The sequence below is a fragment of the Paenibacillus violae genome (assembly GCF_032461945.1).
Lineage (GTDB): Bacteria > Bacillota > Bacilli > Paenibacillales > NBRC-103111 > Paenibacillus_E > Paenibacillus_E violae.
Genome location: NZ_JAWCUD010000007.1, coordinates 233,839 through 251,452 on the forward strand (window position 1 = coordinate 233,839; position 17,614 = coordinate 251,452).

Annotated in this window: 18 protein-coding genes; 2 read left to right on the top strand and 16 right to left on the bottom strand. The window is 48.1% G+C overall.

What is annotated here, in order from left to right; translation table 11 throughout:
• Positions 1-64 precede the first annotated feature (64 nt).
• On the bottom strand, positions 65-1,363 hold the full coding sequence (gene hemL / locus RQP52_RS20740) for a glutamate-1-semialdehyde 2,1-aminomutase (protein WP_157319224.1): 1,299 nt from the start codon (positions 1,361-1,363) through the stop codon (positions 65-67).
• A gap of 72 nt (positions 1,364-1,435) precedes the next feature.
• Here hemL and RQP52_RS20745 point away from each other — a divergent pair, with 72 nt between their 5' ends.
• Complete coding sequence (locus RQP52_RS20745) at positions 1,436-1,651, top strand: cyclic nucleotide-binding domain-containing protein (protein WP_315953626.1); 216 nt, start codon at positions 1,436-1,438, stop codon at positions 1,649-1,651.
• A gap of 44 nt (positions 1,652-1,695) precedes the next feature.
• Complete coding sequence (locus RQP52_RS20750; RefSeq protein WP_315953627.1) at positions 1,696-1,887, top strand: hypothetical protein; 192 nt, start codon at positions 1,696-1,698, stop codon at positions 1,885-1,887.
• On the opposite strand, the gene hemG is transcribed toward RQP52_RS20750, so the two are convergent.
• From hemG to lon, 15 genes are all read right to left on the bottom strand, one after another.
• Entirely contained in the window at positions 1,884-3,350 is a 1,467-nt protein-coding gene (hemG, locus tag RQP52_RS20755; protein WP_315953628.1) for a protoporphyrinogen oxidase, read from the bottom strand. The two genes, RQP52_RS20750 and hemG, sit on opposite strands and share 4 nt — an antisense overlap.
• A complete protein-coding gene (gene hemH / locus RQP52_RS20760) occupies positions 3,347-4,294 on the bottom strand; it encodes a ferrochelatase (protein ID WP_315953629.1) in 948 nt (315 codons plus the stop codon). The genes hemG and hemH overlap by 4 nt, the downstream gene beginning before the upstream one ends.
• 1 nt (position 4,295) lies before the next feature.
• Positions 4,296-5,360 carry a uroporphyrinogen decarboxylase gene (hemE, locus tag RQP52_RS20765; protein ID WP_315953630.1) on the bottom strand — a complete coding sequence of 355 codons (1,065 nt, stop codon included), beginning with the start codon at positions 5,358-5,360 and terminating at the stop codon, positions 4,296-4,298.
• A 197-nt stretch (positions 5,361-5,557) separates the two neighbouring features.
• The gene (hemB, locus tag RQP52_RS20770) at positions 5,558-6,553 is read right to left on the bottom strand and encodes a porphobilinogen synthase (protein ID WP_315953631.1); all 996 of its coding nucleotides are present in this window, start codon (positions 6,551-6,553) and stop codon (positions 5,558-5,560) included.
• Between the two features lie 27 nt (positions 6,554-6,580).
• Complete coding sequence (gene cobA / locus RQP52_RS20775) at positions 6,581-8,113, bottom strand: uroporphyrinogen-III C-methyltransferase (protein WP_315953632.1); 1,533 nt, start codon at positions 8,111-8,113, stop codon at positions 6,581-6,583.
• A gap of 5 nt (positions 8,114-8,118) precedes the next feature.
• Positions 8,119-9,066 (bottom strand): hydroxymethylbilane synthase, encoded by a 948-nt coding sequence (gene hemC / locus RQP52_RS20780; protein WP_315953633.1) that lies wholly within the window; start codon positions 9,064-9,066, stop codon positions 8,119-8,121.
• Positions 9,067-9,079: 13 nt separating this feature from the next.
• Positions 9,080-9,811 (bottom strand): precorrin-2 dehydrogenase/sirohydrochlorin ferrochelatase family protein, encoded by a 732-nt coding sequence (locus RQP52_RS20785; protein ID WP_315953634.1) that lies wholly within the window; start codon positions 9,809-9,811, stop codon positions 9,080-9,082.
• Positions 9,812-9,816: 5 nt separating this feature from the next.
• On the bottom strand, positions 9,817-10,647 hold the full coding sequence (locus tag RQP52_RS20790) for a cytochrome C assembly family protein (RefSeq protein WP_315953635.1): 831 nt from the start codon (positions 10,645-10,647) through the stop codon (positions 9,817-9,819).
• A 33-nt stretch (positions 10,648-10,680) separates the two neighbouring features.
• On the bottom strand, positions 10,681-12,084 hold the full coding sequence (gene hemA / locus RQP52_RS20795) for a glutamyl-tRNA reductase (protein ID WP_315953738.1): 1,404 nt from the start codon (positions 12,082-12,084) through the stop codon (positions 10,681-10,683).
• Positions 12,085-12,240: 156 nt separating this feature from the next.
• Complete coding sequence (locus tag RQP52_RS20800) at positions 12,241-12,777, bottom strand: S-adenosylmethionine decarboxylase (protein ID WP_315953636.1); 537 nt, start codon at positions 12,775-12,777, stop codon at positions 12,241-12,243.
• Positions 12,778-12,913: 136 nt separating this feature from the next.
• Positions 12,914-13,321 carry an adenosylmethionine decarboxylase gene (speD, locus tag RQP52_RS20805; protein WP_127455282.1) on the bottom strand — a complete coding sequence of 136 codons (408 nt, stop codon included), beginning with the start codon at positions 13,319-13,321 and terminating at the stop codon, positions 12,914-12,916.
• A 326-nt stretch (positions 13,322-13,647) separates the two neighbouring features.
• On the bottom strand, positions 13,648-14,235 hold the full coding sequence (locus RQP52_RS20810) for a non-ribosomal peptide synthetase module (protein ID WP_127455281.1): 588 nt from the start codon (positions 14,233-14,235) through the stop codon (positions 13,648-13,650).
• 53 nt (positions 14,236-14,288) lie between these two features.
• The gene (locus tag RQP52_RS20815) at positions 14,289-14,444 is read right to left on the bottom strand and encodes a hypothetical protein (protein ID WP_315953637.1); all 156 of its coding nucleotides are present in this window, start codon (positions 14,442-14,444) and stop codon (positions 14,289-14,291) included.
• Positions 14,445-14,478: 34 nt separating this feature from the next.
• Positions 14,479-15,147, bottom strand: a complete 669-nt coding sequence (gene yihA, locus RQP52_RS20820) for a ribosome biogenesis GTP-binding protein YihA/YsxC (RefSeq protein WP_315953638.1) — start codon at positions 15,145-15,147, stop codon at positions 14,479-14,481.
• A gap of 23 nt (positions 15,148-15,170) precedes the next feature.
• Positions 15,171-17,516, bottom strand: a complete 2,346-nt coding sequence (lon, locus tag RQP52_RS20825; protein WP_315953639.1) for an endopeptidase La — start codon at positions 17,514-17,516, stop codon at positions 15,171-15,173.
• Between the last annotated feature and the right edge of the window lie 98 nt (positions 17,517-17,614).

Genomic DNA, 17,614 nt, shown 5'->3' on the forward strand with positions numbered 1-17,614 from the left:
CTGTATCCGAAGTCATCGATCGTAGATGACTCAGATACAGCCTCTTTTGTCGTTCATCCTGCTTTTACAATCTCTTCAACGCCTCACGATGAGCATCAATCGTCGCCGCGATATCTTCATCCGTATGCGCAGTGGATACGAACATCCCTTCAAACTGCGAAGGTGCAACCGAAACGCCTAAATCAAGCAAATGGCCAAAGTAAGCATTGAATTTCGCTAGATCCGACGTTTTGGCCGTCTCATAATTCGTGACCTTCGTCTCGGTAAAGAACGGACAAATCATCGAACCTACGCGATTAATCGTGCTTGCCACACCGAATTCAGCCGCATTGCGTGTAAATCCGGCTTCCAGCATAGCGGATTTGCGCTCCAACTCCTCGTAGACGTTTGGCTCGCCCAATAGCGACAATGTGGCATACCCTGCTGCCATCGCCAGTGGATTTCCGGACAACGTGCCCGCTTGATAGATTGGACCAGCCGGAGCCATTTGCTCCATAATGTCCAAACGGCCTCCATAAGCGCCTACAGGAAGTCCGCCGCCGATTACTTTACCCAGGCATGTTAAGTCCGGTGTAACGCCGTACAGGCCTTGTGCGCAGTTCTTGTGCACGCGGAAGCCCGTCATCACTTCATCGAAGATAAGCAAAGAACCGTATTGCTTTGTAATTTCACGTAGTCCTTCCAAGAACCCCGGTGCTGGAGGGACTACGCCCATGTTCCCGGCAATCGGTTCCACGATCAGAGCGGCGATTTCTTCACCGAACTTCTCAAACACTAACTGCACAGAAGCCAGATCATTATAAGGCACTGTAATCGTATTGCTTGCAACACTGCTAGGGACACCTGGACTATCAGGCAAGCCCAGCGTAGCTACACCGGAACCCGCTTTGATCAGCAGCGCATCCGCGTGACCATGGTAGCTTCCTTCGAACTTAACGATCTTGTCGCGTTTCGTATAACCGCGAGCCAATCGCAATGCGCTCATCGTCGCTTCTGTACCGGAATTCACCATTCGAACCATATCAATAGACGGCACACGATCGATAACCAGCTGCGCCATTTGCGTCTCCAGAAGCGTCGGAGCACCAAAGCTCGTCCCCTTCTCGGCAGTCGCTTTAATCGCTTCCAGCACGGCAGGATGTGCATGTCCTACGATAAGCGGTCCCCAAGAGCCTACATAATCAATAAACGTATTGCCGTCGATATCCGTAACGCGGGATCCAACACCTTTCTCCATAAACAACGGTGTGAGTCCCACCGATTTAAAAGCGCGAACAGGACTGTTGACGCCACCGGGAATGACCTTCTTGGATTCTTGAAAAGCGGCTGCAGAGCGCGTGTCGATTCTGCTCGAATTTTCCATAATTTAATACCCCCCGTTAAACTTTCTATGCTAAAATGTTGACATTATACCTATAAAAAGGCGGTACCTAACATGCTTGATTATATTAAAAAAGTCCCTTTATTCTCTCGGCTGAACGAAAATCAGCAGAACGCGCTGGAACAGATTTGCATAAGACGCTCTTACAAAGGGAATACCGTCCTTTTTTCTGAAAAAGACATCGGCAACGTTTTTTATATGGTTGTCAGCGGGTCCGTCAAAATCTTCACAACCGGCTGCGCGATACGAATCAGCAGGTCTATGATTTAACCTTTTTAGACGCCAGAACGCGGGTCATCAAAAGCTTAATTACAATGGCTAATAAACATGGCATTCGCTCAGAGAACAAAATCACCATCAAGCTTGTGCTCAATTTCGATGAAATTTCGCAGCTCGCCGGTGTGCAAAAAGGCATCCTCCTGCAAGTGATTCGCGATTTAGAGGAAAAACAAATCTTGGCCATCTCCTCTTCCGATTTCAAGTTGGATCTGGCCAAGCTGCGCTAGACGGAGGCAGATGCAACAGCCTGCTCCTTAGCGGATTGATGTATGATACGATCTGCAAGCTGCCAGGCAGCCTCTTTCCCCTGCCTGATGCAGTCAGGAAGTCCAACCCCATGGAAACCTGCCCCTGTCACCAGAACCTGTGGCATTGCGGTACTCAACTCTTCGCGGAAGCGCGCGATCTGCTCCAGATGACCTACCGGGTATTGGGGCATCGAGTGATTGAGACGTGTTACCTCCGTAAACAGCGGCTCAGCCGTTAAACCGAGCAGGTTACGCAGATCATGACGCGCTTTACTGATCAGCTGCTCATCGGACCACGCGGGCCATTCCTGCTCGCCTGAACGGCCGATGTAGCAGCGGAGCAGCACTTTGCCTTCTGGCGCCGTGTGCAGCCACTTGGCGGAGGTTAACGTGCACGCTGTGATCGTGCTGCCCTCATTTCTCGGAACTAGAAAGCCTGAAGCATCCAGTTCAAACGGAATATCTTTCCGATCAAATGCCATGATGACATTCGCTACGGAAATATAATCAATTTTCTTCAATTCGCTTGCTGCAGGGAAGTGACCCAATATTTGGGCAGCCTGATAAGTCGGCGACGTTACAATCACGCCATCGACGATTTCGCTGCTGCCATCTTCAAATTGAACCTCTGCCTGCTGTCCGACCTGACGAATAGAAGCAACCCCTAACCCCTTTCGCAAGTCCGCTGACTCCAGTGCTGCCACTAGGCCCGAAACAAGCGTTTGGAGCCCTTTCTTGAACGTTACGAAAACCGAATTACGAATCGCTGCAGGCAGGTGTGCCGTTTCTTCCGGAACGTTTTTGCGACTCGCCATCATGCCGAGGATCAAGCTGCGATGCTTCTGCTCCATCGTTCGAAATTGAGGAAATGTTGATTTCAAGCTGAGATTGAACGTATCTCCCGCATAAATCCCCGCTAACAGCGGTTCTACAATTCGCTCCAATACTTCTTTGCCTAATCGGCGTTCCAAAAAATGTCCTAAAGACTCATCGTTCGTTATTTCACGCTTAGGTAAGACCAGATCCAAGGCTGCCCTCACTTTGCCAAGCGGAGAGATAAGGCCTGTTTTCATGAACGGAGTCATTTGTGTGGGAATCCCAAGCACTAAACCCGGAGGCATCCGATGCAGCTTGCCTTGACGTACAATATACGTCTTTTTGGCCTTCGGATTCGTACCGGTAAGCTCCTGCTCAAGTCCGAGATCATACGCCAGATCAATAATAGGCCGCTTCCGGGCAAGAAAGGAGTCAGGCCCCTTTTCAATAACGAAGCCCTCCTTCTCGAGCGTGTGAATTTTCCCACCAAACGCAGCCGATTTTTCCACCACAGAAATACGAAATGGCCTACCTTCCGCTTCCAAACGTTTCTTTAGATAAAAAGCAGCGCTAAGTCCTGTAATCCCCCCGCCAACGATCATGTAGTGAGGTGTAGGGGTACTCATGACTGTTTACTTTCTTCCTGCCATTTGGTGTAAACAACATCGCTTAGTGTTTGCATATATAACGGGTCCGTATTAAGCGATTCCGTTCGTTCCAAATGCAAGCCCAGCTCCTTAGCCAAAGCTTGCGCTTCAATATCAATGTCATAAAGGACTTCCAAATGATCGGATACAAATCCGATTGGGCAGAGCAGGACGTTCTTCACGCCTTCTTCTTTATGAATTTGCTTGAGAACGTCCAAAATGTCAGGTCCAAGCCATGGCATTGCCGTTTGGCCTGCGCTTTGCCAACCGAACTGCCAATTGGTCAACTGTACGCGTTCAGCGATAGCTTTGGAAGTCGCAAGCAATTGATCCGGGTAAGGATCTTTCATCTCGAGAATTTTCTCAGGCAAACTATGTGCCGTAAAGATAACACGGATATCATTCCGCTCCGCATCCGGGAACTTCGTTAGCGCTTTTTCTACCCGAGAGCTCAGAGCATCAATCAATTTCGCATGAAGATGGTAATCCAGCACGAAGCTCATCTTAAGTCCAAGCTCCTCTGCCTTGTCCTTCGCCCTCTTTACATAGCCGCCAACGCTCATCGTCGAGTAGTGAGGCGCCAGAACGACTCCTACAGCCTCTGTGATCCCATCTTTGACCATTTGCTCCACACCGTCTTCTACATACGGCTGAGCGTGCTTCAAGCCTTGATAGCACACAAACTCAACTTCCGGATGCTCGGCGCGCAATGTGTCTTCAAGACCTTTTACCTGCTTATTCGTATTTTCGCGCAGCGGAAAGAACCCGCCTACAATCGCTTCATACCGCGCAGTTAATTCGTGCAGCTGCTCAGGTGTAGGCGGATGCCCGCGTCTAATATGCGTGTAATACGCTTCCACCTGATCAAGACTTTCCGGTGTCCCGTAGGACATGACTAATACACCAACACGACGTTTTGTCATCCTAAACACCACTCTTTTCTGGTTGTTGAGTTAACACGGAATGCGAGTACGCATGAATGAATGCCGTCAAATCTTTGAGCTTTTCCAGCGATGCTTCCGGGAACAACCCATGTCCAAGGTTAAAAATATAACCGGGCTTCTTCATGCCCTCATCCATAATCGCTTTCGCCTGCTGCTCGATGACATGCATAGGAGCCGTCAGGATATAAGGATCCAGGTTACCTTGCACCGCGAAGCGCTCGCCTACCCGCTCACGTCCTACCGGGATCGGAATACGCCAGTCCAAACCGATGACATCCGCTTGCAGATTATGCAAATATGGAAGCAATTCGCCTGAGCTTACGCCCGGGAAATAGATTTTCGGCTCCTTCAAGTGAGACAGCTCCTTGAAAATCCGCTCCATTGTAGGCAGTACATACACTTGGAAATCTGCAGGAGACAGCGCCCCTACCCAGCTATCAAATACTTGAACAGCTTTCGCACCGGCGCCAATATGGGATTTCAAATAAGTAATCACCATGTCACCAAGTTTATCCATCAGCGCAAACCAAACAGCAGGTTCAGAGTACATAAGCTGCTTCGTACGAATATAGCTCTTGGACGGCTTCCCTTCAATCAAGTAGCTGGCAATCGTAAATGGTGCGCCCGCGAATGAAATAAGCGGAACTTCAAGCTCTTTGTCTAAAATGCGGATCGTCTCAATGATATGGGACAAGTCCTTGTCCACATCAATAGGACGCAAACGTTCAACATCCTGCGCCGTCCGAACCGGTGTATGAATAACTGGACCAACATCCTTGACAATATCAAAATCAATTCCTAGCGAAGCAACAGGATTCATAATGTCTGAATATAAAATTGCCGCATCAACACCAAGCTTCTTAATGGGCATCATCGTAACTTCTGCAGCAAGCTCCGGTTGTTTACAAATCTCGAGCAGCGTGTACTTTTCTTTAATTTTCCGATAATCCGGATCGTAACGACCGGCTTGACGCATATACCATACCGGCAGCGTATCCACCTGTTCTTTCCGGCACGCTTTAATAAAATTGTCGTTGTAGCTCATGAGGCACCTTCCTCTGGTTTCCATCTATTCTCATTCATTATGCCCTAATTATACCCCTGTCACAACCGACGTAAGCTTACGTTTTGCGACAAATGTATGACAAAAGAACCACCCGCAACTAGTGTGGCAGCGGTTCAATTTCCTCGGGAAACTGCCTGGCTGTGCCTTCTAGGATGGATGGTTCCAACTTTTTAAAATTAGCTGTTTTTCAAATAACGGGCAATATCTTTGGCAAAGTACGTCAGGATAATATCCGCACCGGCGCGCTTGAAGCTCAGCATGGTTTCCATCACGATCGCCTCTTCATTAACCCATCCTTGCAGGGCAGCGGCCTTAATCATGGAGTATTCAGCACTCACATTATAAGCCACGACCGGCAGGTCGAAATTATCTTTGAGCATGCGGATGACGTCCATGTAAGCAAGAGCCGGCTTCACCATTAAGAAGTCTGCGCCTTCCACAACATCGCTTTCCGCTTCGCGCAGCGCTTCTCTTCCGTTGGCAGGATCCATCTGATACGTTTTGCGATCACCGAATTGTGGTGTGGAGTGAGCCGCATCCCGGAACGGGCCGTAATATGCTGACGCATACTTCACCGAGTATGCCATGATGGGTGTATTTTCATAACCTGCTTCATCCAAACCGGAACGAATCGCATGAACATAGCCGTCCATCATATTCGATGGAGCGATAATATCGGCACCGGCTTTTGCTTGGGAAATCGCCGTTTTAACTAGAAGCTCAAGGGATGCATCATTCGCAACGTCGGCTGCGCCTGTAATCGGATGATGATGAATGACACCGCAATGCCCTGTATCTGTAAACTGACACAGACAAGTATCTGCAATAATGAGCAAGTTCGGGTTCAATTCTTTGATAAAACGCGTTGCTTGCTGCACGATACCTTCATCCATGTAAGCGGATGTGCCTTTTGCGTCCTTGTAGTCGGGAACTCCGAACAAGAGAATGGCTTGGATACCAAGCAATGTAATTTCGTCAATCTCGGCTTTCAGCATGTCTAACGACAGATGATAAACGCCTGGCATAGAAGCAATTTCGGACTTGACGTTCGTGCCATGGGTTACAAAAATAGGCTGTACCAGGTCATTAACGGTCACCTGATTTTCACGAACTAAATTACGAATAGCTGCATTACCACGTAAGCGGCGATTACGAACAATGGGGAAACTCATGAGGATTCTGCCTCCTTATTTAATGCCTTATTTAGGTTGAATCATGCTTTGAACAAGTGAAGCAATAGTGGCCTCTTCAGCCATATACGTAATCGGCAGTCCATATTGACGTACCGTTTCTGCGGTTTTGGGTCCGATACAAGCAATTTCAACACCTTGCAGCAGGGATAAAGGCTCTTCAATTCCAAGCTGTTTCAAGGCTTCAATCAAATTCGTAACGGTGGATGAGCTCGTAAAAGTAATAATATGAATGCTATGATTTTGCAGCAGATGAATGATTTCATCCCCGTCATCCGCTGTGAGCACATTCTCATACACATCAACTTCCGTGACTTGCAAACCAAGCTCGCGCATCTTAACGGGTAAATATTCTCGTGCCAAATCAGCTGTAGGTAACAGGACCTTCTGACCCGCTATCAGATCAGCCTGAATGGCCTCCAGCATGCCTTCACCCTGATATTTACTTGGAAGTACATCGGCAATAATGCCTCGCTCAGCAAGCGCCTCAGCCGTTTTGGGACCAACTGCCGCAATACGGGCATTACCCATTCTGCGAACATCGATCCTCCGCTCGCGCAGCCGGTTGAAGAAAAACTCCACTCCGTTCACACTGGTTAATAAAATCCAATCGTAGGTATGCAGGTCATCTAAAGCCTCATCCAATGCTTGCTGGGCTTCAGGTCGACTTGGCGGCTGCAGCTTGATCACCGGGAACTCGACAGCTTCCCCGCCGAAGTCATCGATCAGATCAACCAGCTCGCTTGCCTGGCTTCTGGCACGTGTCACCAAAATCCGACGGCCAAACAACGGCTTCTTCTCGACCCAAGCCAGCTTCTCGCGCAGCTTCACAACCTCACCGACAATAATGACAGCCGGCGATTTGAATTCAGCTTCTCTCACCTTCTCCGTAATGTCGGAGAGCGTTCCTGTGATGGTTGCCTGGTCTGCCCAAGTGCCCCATCTGACCAATGCTACCGGCGTTTCCGGGGGCTTGCCGCAGCGTATTAATTCACGGCTGATTTGTTCGATATTCGCAACACCCATTAAGAAGACCATCGTACCGATTGCTTTCGCCAGATGCTCCCAGTCCAAGCCGGAGTACGTTTTATTGGGATACTCGTGACCCGTAATAATCGCAAAGGACGACGTGAAATTGCGATGTGTTACTGGAATGCCCGCATAAGCCGGAACGGCTATTGAAGACGTTATGCCCGGAATGATGTCGTAAGTCACATCGTGCTCCGCAAGCAGCTCCGCTTCCTCCCCTACACGTCCGAAAACGCTGGGATCGCCGCCCTTTAGACGCGTAACGACTTTGCCTTGCAAAGCCAAATCTACGAGTAAATGATTGATTTCTTCTTGCTTTAAAATATGTTTGTCCGGAAGCTTGCCGACAAAGATCAGCTCAGCATCCGGTCTGCGATGCTTGAGTAAACGGGGATTCGCCAAACGGTCATAGACAATGACATCTGCTTTCTGAATGGCTTCCAAACCACGAACCGAGATCAGCTTCGGGTCGCCAGGACCCGCGCCAACGAGATAAACTCTTCCCTTGTTCAAGTGGCTCACTCCCTTACCTCAGCTAGGATACGTTCAGCGCCTTGTTCGATCAGCTTGCCTGCAATAAGTTCGCCAAGCGCTTCCGGATCACGCCCGGAAGCCGTTTCCTTCAGCATGGTCGCGCCATCCGGCGTTCCGACCATGCCTGTCAGCGTAAGCAGCGGCGCCTCTAGCCCGCTGCCTTCTTCGCTTACGCTCGCGTAAGCGCCGAGCGGCACCTGGCAGCCTCCGTTGAGTCTGCCAAGGAATGCCCGCTCTGCCCGCACCGCGAGCGCAGTAGGCTCATGCTGGAACTTGCCCAGCAGGTCCAGCACGAAAGCATCGCCGCCCCGGCACTCGATGCAGAGCGCCCCCTGCCCTACGGCAGGGAGGCACTCTTCGGGCGGCAAGTACGCGCTGATGCGATCCTGCCAGCCGATCCGGTGCAAACCGGCTGCGGCCAACATAATCGCATCGAAGTTCTCTTCATCGAGCTTGCGCAGCCTCGAATCAATGTTACCGCGGACCGACTCGATGCGGAGGTCCGGGCGGAGATGCTGCAGCTGGCTGGCACGGCGCAGCGAGCTGGTCCCTACAAGCGCGCCCTGCGGCAGCTCCTGCAGGGAGCCATATCCGCGTGTGATAAGCGCATCGCGCGGATCCTCACGCTTCGGTATCGCTCCAACCACAAGCCCTTCAGGAAGCTCGAAGGGCATATCTTTCATGCTATGGACAGCTATGTCGATCTCGCCGTCCGTAAGCGCCTGTTCGATCTCCTTGACGAACAGCCCTTTGCCGCCTACTTTGGATAGGGTTACGTCCAAAATGCGGTCGCCTTTCGTGACAATTTTCTTAATTTCAAATTGACACTCAATCCCGTGCTCCGCAGCAAGTTGCTTCAAGAGCTCTACCGCCTGTCCCGTTTGCGTTAACGCTAGTGCGCTTTGTCTAGTACCTACAATAATGGTTCTCATCTCTACCCGCCTCCTAAACTCGCTGTCCGAAATCTGTAATCGCTGACCATGAAGGCCGGTCTGTATCCACTTGACCCGCTAATCCATTCGGCCAAGGTCCTCTCTCTATCGCCAAGTAAAGCTTGTCCTTCCAACTGTCGAACGTACCGTCGCGAATTTTGCCCAGCACGTCCCAGTCCAGCATTTCTTTGAACATTCGCTGTCTAGCTTGTTTGTCCGCTATTTTACTTTGAACGAGAAGCCGGACCTCGCTGAGAAAATCAAGATAAATGGCGTATTCCTCACCGTAATTGTTATCCAGTTCCCGAGCGATTTTACGTGCTGCTGAAGGACTTGCTCCCCCGGTGGAAACGGCAATCACCAGCTTCCCTCTTCGCACAACCGAAGGTTGTATATACGAGCTAAGCTCCGGCTGATCAACTACGTTGACCAACTTCCCCTGCGCGGTTGCAATTTCATAGACCTGTGAGTTAACTTCAGCGCTATTGGTTGCCGCAACTACCAGCGTAAAAGGCATTAATTCGCCACTGGTCATCATAGACGGATGAAACGTCTGCCTGTGCAGGACTACTTCCGAATGATTCGCCAGTTCGACTAATCCCTCCGTGAATTCCATGCTGATAAGCGTCACGCGTGCCCCTGCTTCGAGCAAGGAGAAAACCTTACGTTCAGCAACGGGTCCACCGCCGACCACCAAACATTGCCTTCCTGCCAGATTCACCATAATCGGATACGGGTACTTCATGTTCATTAACTCCATATCCAGTCGTGAAAACCGGAAACCAAGTTGGAAACAACAAAGTTAATTACGACAATGAAAAAAGCTGCCAGGTTCCAAGCCGCTAATTTGTAGCCGGAAATCCGCATCGACTTCTGTTGAAATAAATAGAACGCATAGGCCGCCAGCACGAAAAATGAATTAATCACCTTCGGATCATAAAGCAAATTGTGATTCCCCTCCAGGACAACCCAAACCACGCCAAGACTTAACGCCATCAGAAGCAAAGGAGCCCCGATAATGACGGAAAAATACGTATAATGCTCAATTTTCTCAAGCGAAGGCAATCGCATCACGGTTTGAGAAAACTTTTTAGCCTTTAACATATTGTGTAAAAACACATACATGCAAGAGAAGATCGCTGCAATGGAAAATGCCACGTAACTGCCAATCGCCAGGGAAATATGTATAAATAAGAGCTCATCGTTGACGTCCCAACCCGCTTTGATCGGCATGACATTCGGGTTTCCAAATATGTTTAAGGCGAGTATGGCGAAACCAAAAACGTTCACAAAAAACACGAACAATTCGATTCGGAAAAATCGGTTGACCAACAAAGATATGGTTACAATCAACCATGAAAACATAAACAGGACGTCAGTTCCGGCAAATGCCCATTCTGTCAAATGGCTGTATAAATTAATAGCTAAATACACGGTTTGCAGGACCCATACAAATAAAAGGAGCCCCGTCCCCATCCGTTTTGCGCTTCGGTTCGCATTTGCGAAATCCGAAAAGTAAAACAATAGGCTCAGGGCATACATATAAATCATCGCATCAAACAACCAGCTACGAGTTACCATGGCACCTCTCCCAGGCGATTAGCGCCTTTATTCTCAAGATTTTGCCAGAATATCCGCGGTATGTAAGCCGCGTACGGACAGCTTCTCTTCCAGAAGCTGTTTCGCTTCCTGCGCTTTCTGCCCGGCTTCCAGCTCTTGTGCTAATTGATTGGCTTGCTCTTGTTGTTCTAATGTCTCTTCCAGTGCAAATAATTTCGTGAAGAGGTCGAGCGCTTCTTCCCCATGGCGTTCTCCCGCCATTTCCTTAATTCGCAGGATAGGGTCGCGCAGCACTTGGTTCACGATACTTTTGGTTAATTTGCGGATCACTTTGATTTCACGTTCATCGAGATCTGGCAGCTTATTCAGCATGCTTTCCATCGTCTCTTCGTGAATCTGACTGGCTTTCGCCTGAAGAGCGTTAATCACCGGACTTACGCCAAGTGTCTTTGTCCATTGTTCAAACACACCGATTTCCGTTTCGATCATCGTCTCAATCTTGGCGGCTTCTTTCTTTCTCTCCTGCAAATGTTTATCAACGATATGCTCCAGATCATCAATATCATAAAGGAACACATTCGGCAATTCGCTAATTTGCGGATCCAAATCACGAGGCACGGCAATATCCATCATGAACAGTGGGCGCGATTTTCTCTTTTGGACATAAGACTGAATATCGTTTTTGGATAAAACATAACCCGGAGCACCTGTCGAGGAGATAATAATATCCACCTCAGGCAAATACGATGCCATTTTGTCCATGGTGCACGGAATACCGTTGAATTTCTCCGCTAACTCGGCTGCACGTTCAAACGTACGGTTAACGACGATAACTTTGTTAGCCCCGTTCGCATACAAATGCTTAACCGTGAGCTCGCTCATCTTCCCGGCACCTATAATCATAACGGTTTTATTGTTATATGTACCAAAAATTCGCTTACCGAGCTCCACAGCGGCATAAGAAACAGAAACCGGATTATTGCTAATGCCCGTTTCGGAATGCGCCTTTTTGGCTAGTGTAACGGATTGCTTAAACAACGTGTTGAAATAAGAACCCGTCGCTTTCATTTTTTGGGACGATAAAAAAGCTTCTTTGACCTGTCCTAGAATTTGGGTTTCCCCTATCACCATAGAATCTAAACCGCTGGTTACGCGGAATAAATGCTCAATCGCCTTCTCATTTTCATGCATATATAAATGTTTCTGAAACTGAGCCTTGGGAACTTGGAACCACCGCTCAATAAAATGTGTTAAATAATGATTGCACATCTGTGGTCGATCCACAACGGCGTAAATTTCCGTGCGATTGCAGGTGGCGACAATTACACACTCTAGGATGCTTTTTGTTTCTTTCAATTCCGCCAATGCGATCGGCAAATCTTGTTCGGAAAAAGCAAACTTCTCGCGAATTTCAACAGGAGCTGTTCGGTAATTAAGACCAACTGTTACGATATGCAAATGTACCACCTGCCCTTCTTTCATTTTCTATGAACATTATAGCACAGCAAACTATTCAATCCGACAAAATTTTTGAATAAATTATGAATGCTTCGCTATGCTCGTTAGTTTTAACAGCATTCGGCTCGCCTATACCTGAATTGGCAAGAAGCCCATTTATTGAAGCAGCTTTTTGCGGAGAAAAGCCGTTAAATTGCTATCGAGCTCCGCCAGTTTCGTATTTTGGGAAGAGACAATATCCCCATTGGAGGCCATGATTTTCTCATAAACCTCATACATGCTTTTATATTGCAGCCCCGCTTCTTTGAGCGTTTGCAGTTCATCAGGCTTTAGTGCCCGTTCACCGCCGATCTGCAGACGCTGCAAGTACTGCGATAGCTGCATCATACTGGACATGGGAGTGAGGTAGTCCGATCCCCCTGCCGCCAGTACAAGCCGTTCATGCGTGTAGCCCGCAGAGTATAAAGCCTGCTGGCTGGCCGCCAGCTCATCTGTCGTTTTGCTTTGCGCGGCTTCCTCCAGGTAGCTCATTAACAGTTCCATCTGAAATAACGAAACTTGATACAGCAGATGGGATGCGTCATGCTCTTCTTTATGATGGCCAAGCATTTGAGACAGTTGATAGATGGGCCAAATGATGAGAAACAGAACAATACTGTACAGGATTGCTTTTCTCGTTAATTTTCGTCTCACTGTGTTAACTCCCCGCTTCCCTTTTTGGACATGTGCCACGTATGTCGCATGTGCCGCAATAACATTGTATGGGAAGAAGGACAAACAAATAACCACGGATTTCTCCGTGGTCATCGTTATTGTTATGTGCAGAACCCTATTTCACAAGCTCTGCTAGCTTAATTTCAGGAGTTTCTACTTGCAATTCACCCATTCCGCGAACTAATTTCTTCGCATGGAATGTTTCTGGTTTCAATACGGATACCATAAAATCAATTGCTAATTGAGGGTCCACTGTCTCACCGCAAGTATAACAGTCAAGCGCGGCAAAACCTCTCTCAGGATAAGTGTGAATGGAGAGATGACTCTCGGACAACATAACAAGTACAGTTGCTCCTTGTGGTTCAAATTGCTTGGATTGTACAGATAGTACGGTTGCTCCGCATACCTCGGCAGCTTCTACCATCTGAGCCTGCAACCATTCTGCATTGTTCAGAAGTTCGAAATCTACCCCCCAAGTATCTACAGCAACGTGTCTTCCGAAAGTTGAGTATTCAGTTTCCATCTTTCGGTTCCCCCTTCCTAGGAATAAAATGTGTGTAAAAATTTCATCCGCTAGGACCTACGTCATTCACTTCCCGAGGGTATTATCTCTCGCAACATTCAATGTCCTGAGTGAATCCTGGTTCCTATATTGTTTCAACGAGAATAAAAATAACATCTATCGACGAGAAATGCAATAGTTTTTTTTGCCAAAGCCCTTCTCATCTGAACACGCAATAACTAATCTATGTAGAAGGCGTTTAACTTGTTCATTCGACTCAAAAAGTCGTAATTTGGACACAAAAAAGACCCTTAATCGGGTCTTCCATTTGCATGTATATGTGGTTGTTAAGCCTCCAAAATAAACAAACGATGTGTGAGCTCATTGAGGCGAGTGTCGATCTGCTGATGTTCTCCTTGATCCTGCACCATATTGCGCAAGTCGAGAAGATGGTTAATTTGGTCGTAGATCATTTCGATCTCTTGTTCGACTTCTCTCTTTTGGAACATTTCCTGCATGAGGCCAATGGTATCTCGGAACTCATAAATGACCGTTATCAACTGCCCTTTAACTTCTTCAATCTTCACAACCGTGCCGCGTTCATAGTAGTATACCATGGTATAACTGGAATAAATTCGGTTTACCGTTGCGCTTCCTTTAAACTCTGATACAGCTTTTCGCATTAAATTAGCCAGTAAAGTATTACTTAATCTGCAGGATCCTGTACATTCATATAGGCCCGATTTCTTCTCAAATGAAAGGACGATTTCTTGACCTGCACCATCTTGAAAAACAACCTCTTGATTGCCATTTTCCAAAACCTTCACTTGCAAAGTCACTTGATGGTCCACGAACATTTGAAAAAACCTGAACATCTCGGCTTCTGTTAACTGGAGGCAGGTCTTGACATATTCAGTCGCTAACCTTTGTGCCATAAAAATCCCTCGATTCTTTGTTTTCAAGCAATGAACAATTACCTTGTTTATTATTATACTACAAGCGGCATTAATATTCCTGCGTGCATTTCATGATAATCCGCCAAATATTCTGAAAAAACCAAGGAAATACGGAATGCCAGTAAATTTTCCCTAGAAAACCTCACTTTCCTGTGTACTTCTTCTTGATTTCCTCTCTCTTTTGGCATCTTGCTCAACTATACGCAAAAACCGCCCTTAGAATCAGGACGGTTCTCGCTGGCTTGCTTCTTCGTTTGTTTCAATCGTTCCAGCCGAGGCTTCAGCTGCTTCTGCTTCCGGCTCTCCATAAGCAATAGCTTGCTCCAGGATCCCCCACAGCTCGTCCTTCCCGAGCGTGAGCTCTGAAGAGAACATCAGCGGCTGAACGCCTTTATCCATTCCCAATGTTTCTCTCACGATTTTGAGATGTTTGGCCCATTGGCTTTTGGGAATCTTATCTGCCTTCGTTGCAACCACGAGAACAGGCACATCGTTATGTCTTAACCATTCATACATCGCTTGATCATCCTTGGACGGCGGATGTCTTAAATCTACCAACTGCATAACAAGTCGCAACGTTTCACGGTTCAATAAATAATTCTCAATGAACTTTCCCCATTGCTCTCTTTTTGTTTTGGATACTTTCGCGTAGCCGTAACCCGGAAGATCAACAAAATATAAGTCCTGATTCACTTTATAATAGTTCAGTGTTTGGGTTTTGCCCGGTTGGGAGCTGGTCCTGGCCAAGTTCTTGCGGGAGATCAAGCAGTTAATGAGCGAGGATTTCCCGACATTAGAACGCCCTGCCAGAGCAATCTCCGGCAAGGCATCCTCTGGATATTGGCTAGGTCCAACCGCACTGATAACAAACTCAGCTTGATTGACTTTCAAGAATGTTCAACTACTTTCTATGGTTATCCGACGTGAGCTGGCGGTCTATTCTTCACAAGTGCATGTTCGAGCACTTGATCCATATGGCTGACCGGTATAAAGGTCATCTCATCGCGGACACTTTCTGGAATTTCGACGATATCTTTCTCATTATCCTGAGGCAGCAGAATGGTACGAATACCAGCACGATGCGCAGCAAGTGCCTTTTCTTTCAGTCCTCCGATTGGCAGTACGCGGCCGCGAAGTGTAATTTCGCCTGTCATCGCCACTGAGCGGGAAACCGGGATATTCGTCAAAGCCGAGATCAAGGCGGTTGCCATCGTTATCCCCGCGGAAGGGCCATCTTTGGGTATCGCACCCTCCGGGATGTGGATATGGATGTCATTCTTCTCGTGGAAGTCAGGAGCAATCCCAAGCACATCAGCGCGTGTTCGCGTATAGCTGAACGCCGCTTGTGCGGACTCCTTCATGACATCTCCGAGCTTACCTGTCAGCGTCAGCTTGCCTGTACCCTGCATCACGGTCACTTCAATGACCAGCGTATCTCCACCGACTTCCGTCCATGCAAGCCCTGTGACCGCTCCGATCTGATCCTTCTCTTCCGCTACATTGTACCGGAACTTAACAGGACCCAAGTAGTCCTTCAGGTTCTCTTCCGTTACATGCACCGGTGTGGATGGGTCGGACACGATTTTCTTGGCTGCCTTACGGTTCATCCCGGCAACTTGCTGCTCTAAATTACGAACGCCGGCCTCTCGTGTGTAATCACGGACGATTTTCATCAACGCTGCGTCATCAACGACAAGTTGATCTTCCTCTAATCCATGATCTCGCTTTTGCTTCGGCAGCAAATATTTCTTGGCTATCTGCATTTTCTCAATTTCCGTATAGCCTGGGATGTACAGAACCTCCATCCGATCTAATAAAGGACGCGGAATATTGTGAACGGCATTAGCGGTTGTGACGAACATGACGTTGGACAAGTCGAACGGAACTTCAATAAAATGATCACTAAAAGTGCTGTTTTGCTCGGGATCCAGGACTTCCAGCAGCGCCGATGCAGGATCACCGCGGAAATCCATGGCCATTTTATCGATTTCGTCTAATAAGAAAACGGGATTATTGGCTCCGGCATTTTTCATCCCTTGAATGATCCTGCCGGGCATAGCTCCAACATACGTGCGGCGATGGCCGCGGATCTCAGCTTCATCCCTGACACCGCCGAGCGAGATGCGTATAAACTGTCTGCCCATTGATCTTGCGATAGAGCGGGCGATGGACGTTTTACCGACCCCTGGCGGACCGACCAGACAAAGAATAGGACCTTTCAGCTTCTTGACTAGCTTCTGCACAGCTAAGTACTCCAGCACGCGTTCTTTCGGTTTCTCAAGTCCGAAATGATCCTCATTGAGAATGTCTTCGGCGGTGCTCAAATCAAGATCATCTACAGTCGATTTGGACCAAGGCAGTCCGAGCAGCCAATCAATGTAGTTGCGAATGACGCCACCCTCTGCAGAGGTTGCCGGCATTTTCTCCAGACGGTCGATTTCTTTCTCAACCTTCTCGCGCACCTTGTCAGGCAGCTCAGCTTCCGCCAATTGGCTCCGCAGCTCATCAACTTCGCCTGCGCGGCCTTCCTTATCGCCAAGTTCCTTCTGGATCGCTTTCATCTGCTCGCGAAGGTAATATTCCTTCTGCGTTTTTTCCATTTGCTTTTTGACGCGTTGACTGATTTTGCGCTCCAGTTCAAGCACTTCTCGCTCATTATTGAGAATATTCAGCATTTTCTCAAGCCGCTCGCGCACATCCACGGTCTCCAGAATGTCTTGCTTATCCTTGATTTTGAGCGACAAATGACTGCAGATGACATCAGCTAAACGGCCTGGCTCATCGATATCAGATACAGCTGCGAGCGTCTCTGGCGTCACCTTTTTGGATAAATTGATATAATGCTCGAATTGATTCAGGACGGTACGCATCAGCGCATCAATCTCTGGATCCGTTATTTCTTGCTCAGGCAGCTCTCTGGCTGTCACTTCGTAGTATTCATCATTCACGAGGTACTCTACAATCTCAGCACGCAACACGCCTTCTACTAAGACACGAATCGTTCCATTCGGCAGTTTCAGCATTTGCCGCACCTTAGCAATTGTCCCGATGCGATAAATATCTTCTTTGGAAGGCTCTTCAATGTTGATCTCAGATTGAGAGCAGAGGAGTATCATGCTGTCATCCACCATTGCCCGCTCTAATGCTTTAACCGACTTTTCCCGCCCTACATCCAGATGTAGAACCATGCTCGGATAAACCAGCAGTCCCCTTAGAGGCAATAGCGGCAATCTGCGCACCTTGATTTTTCCGGGTCCCATCCTCTGCACCTCCATATATAGGGAGCTCTGAGCCCTGCTCAAAGTCTCTCATTATTGTATTCATCCGTTGCCCTTTACATTTTATCAAAACTGCACAG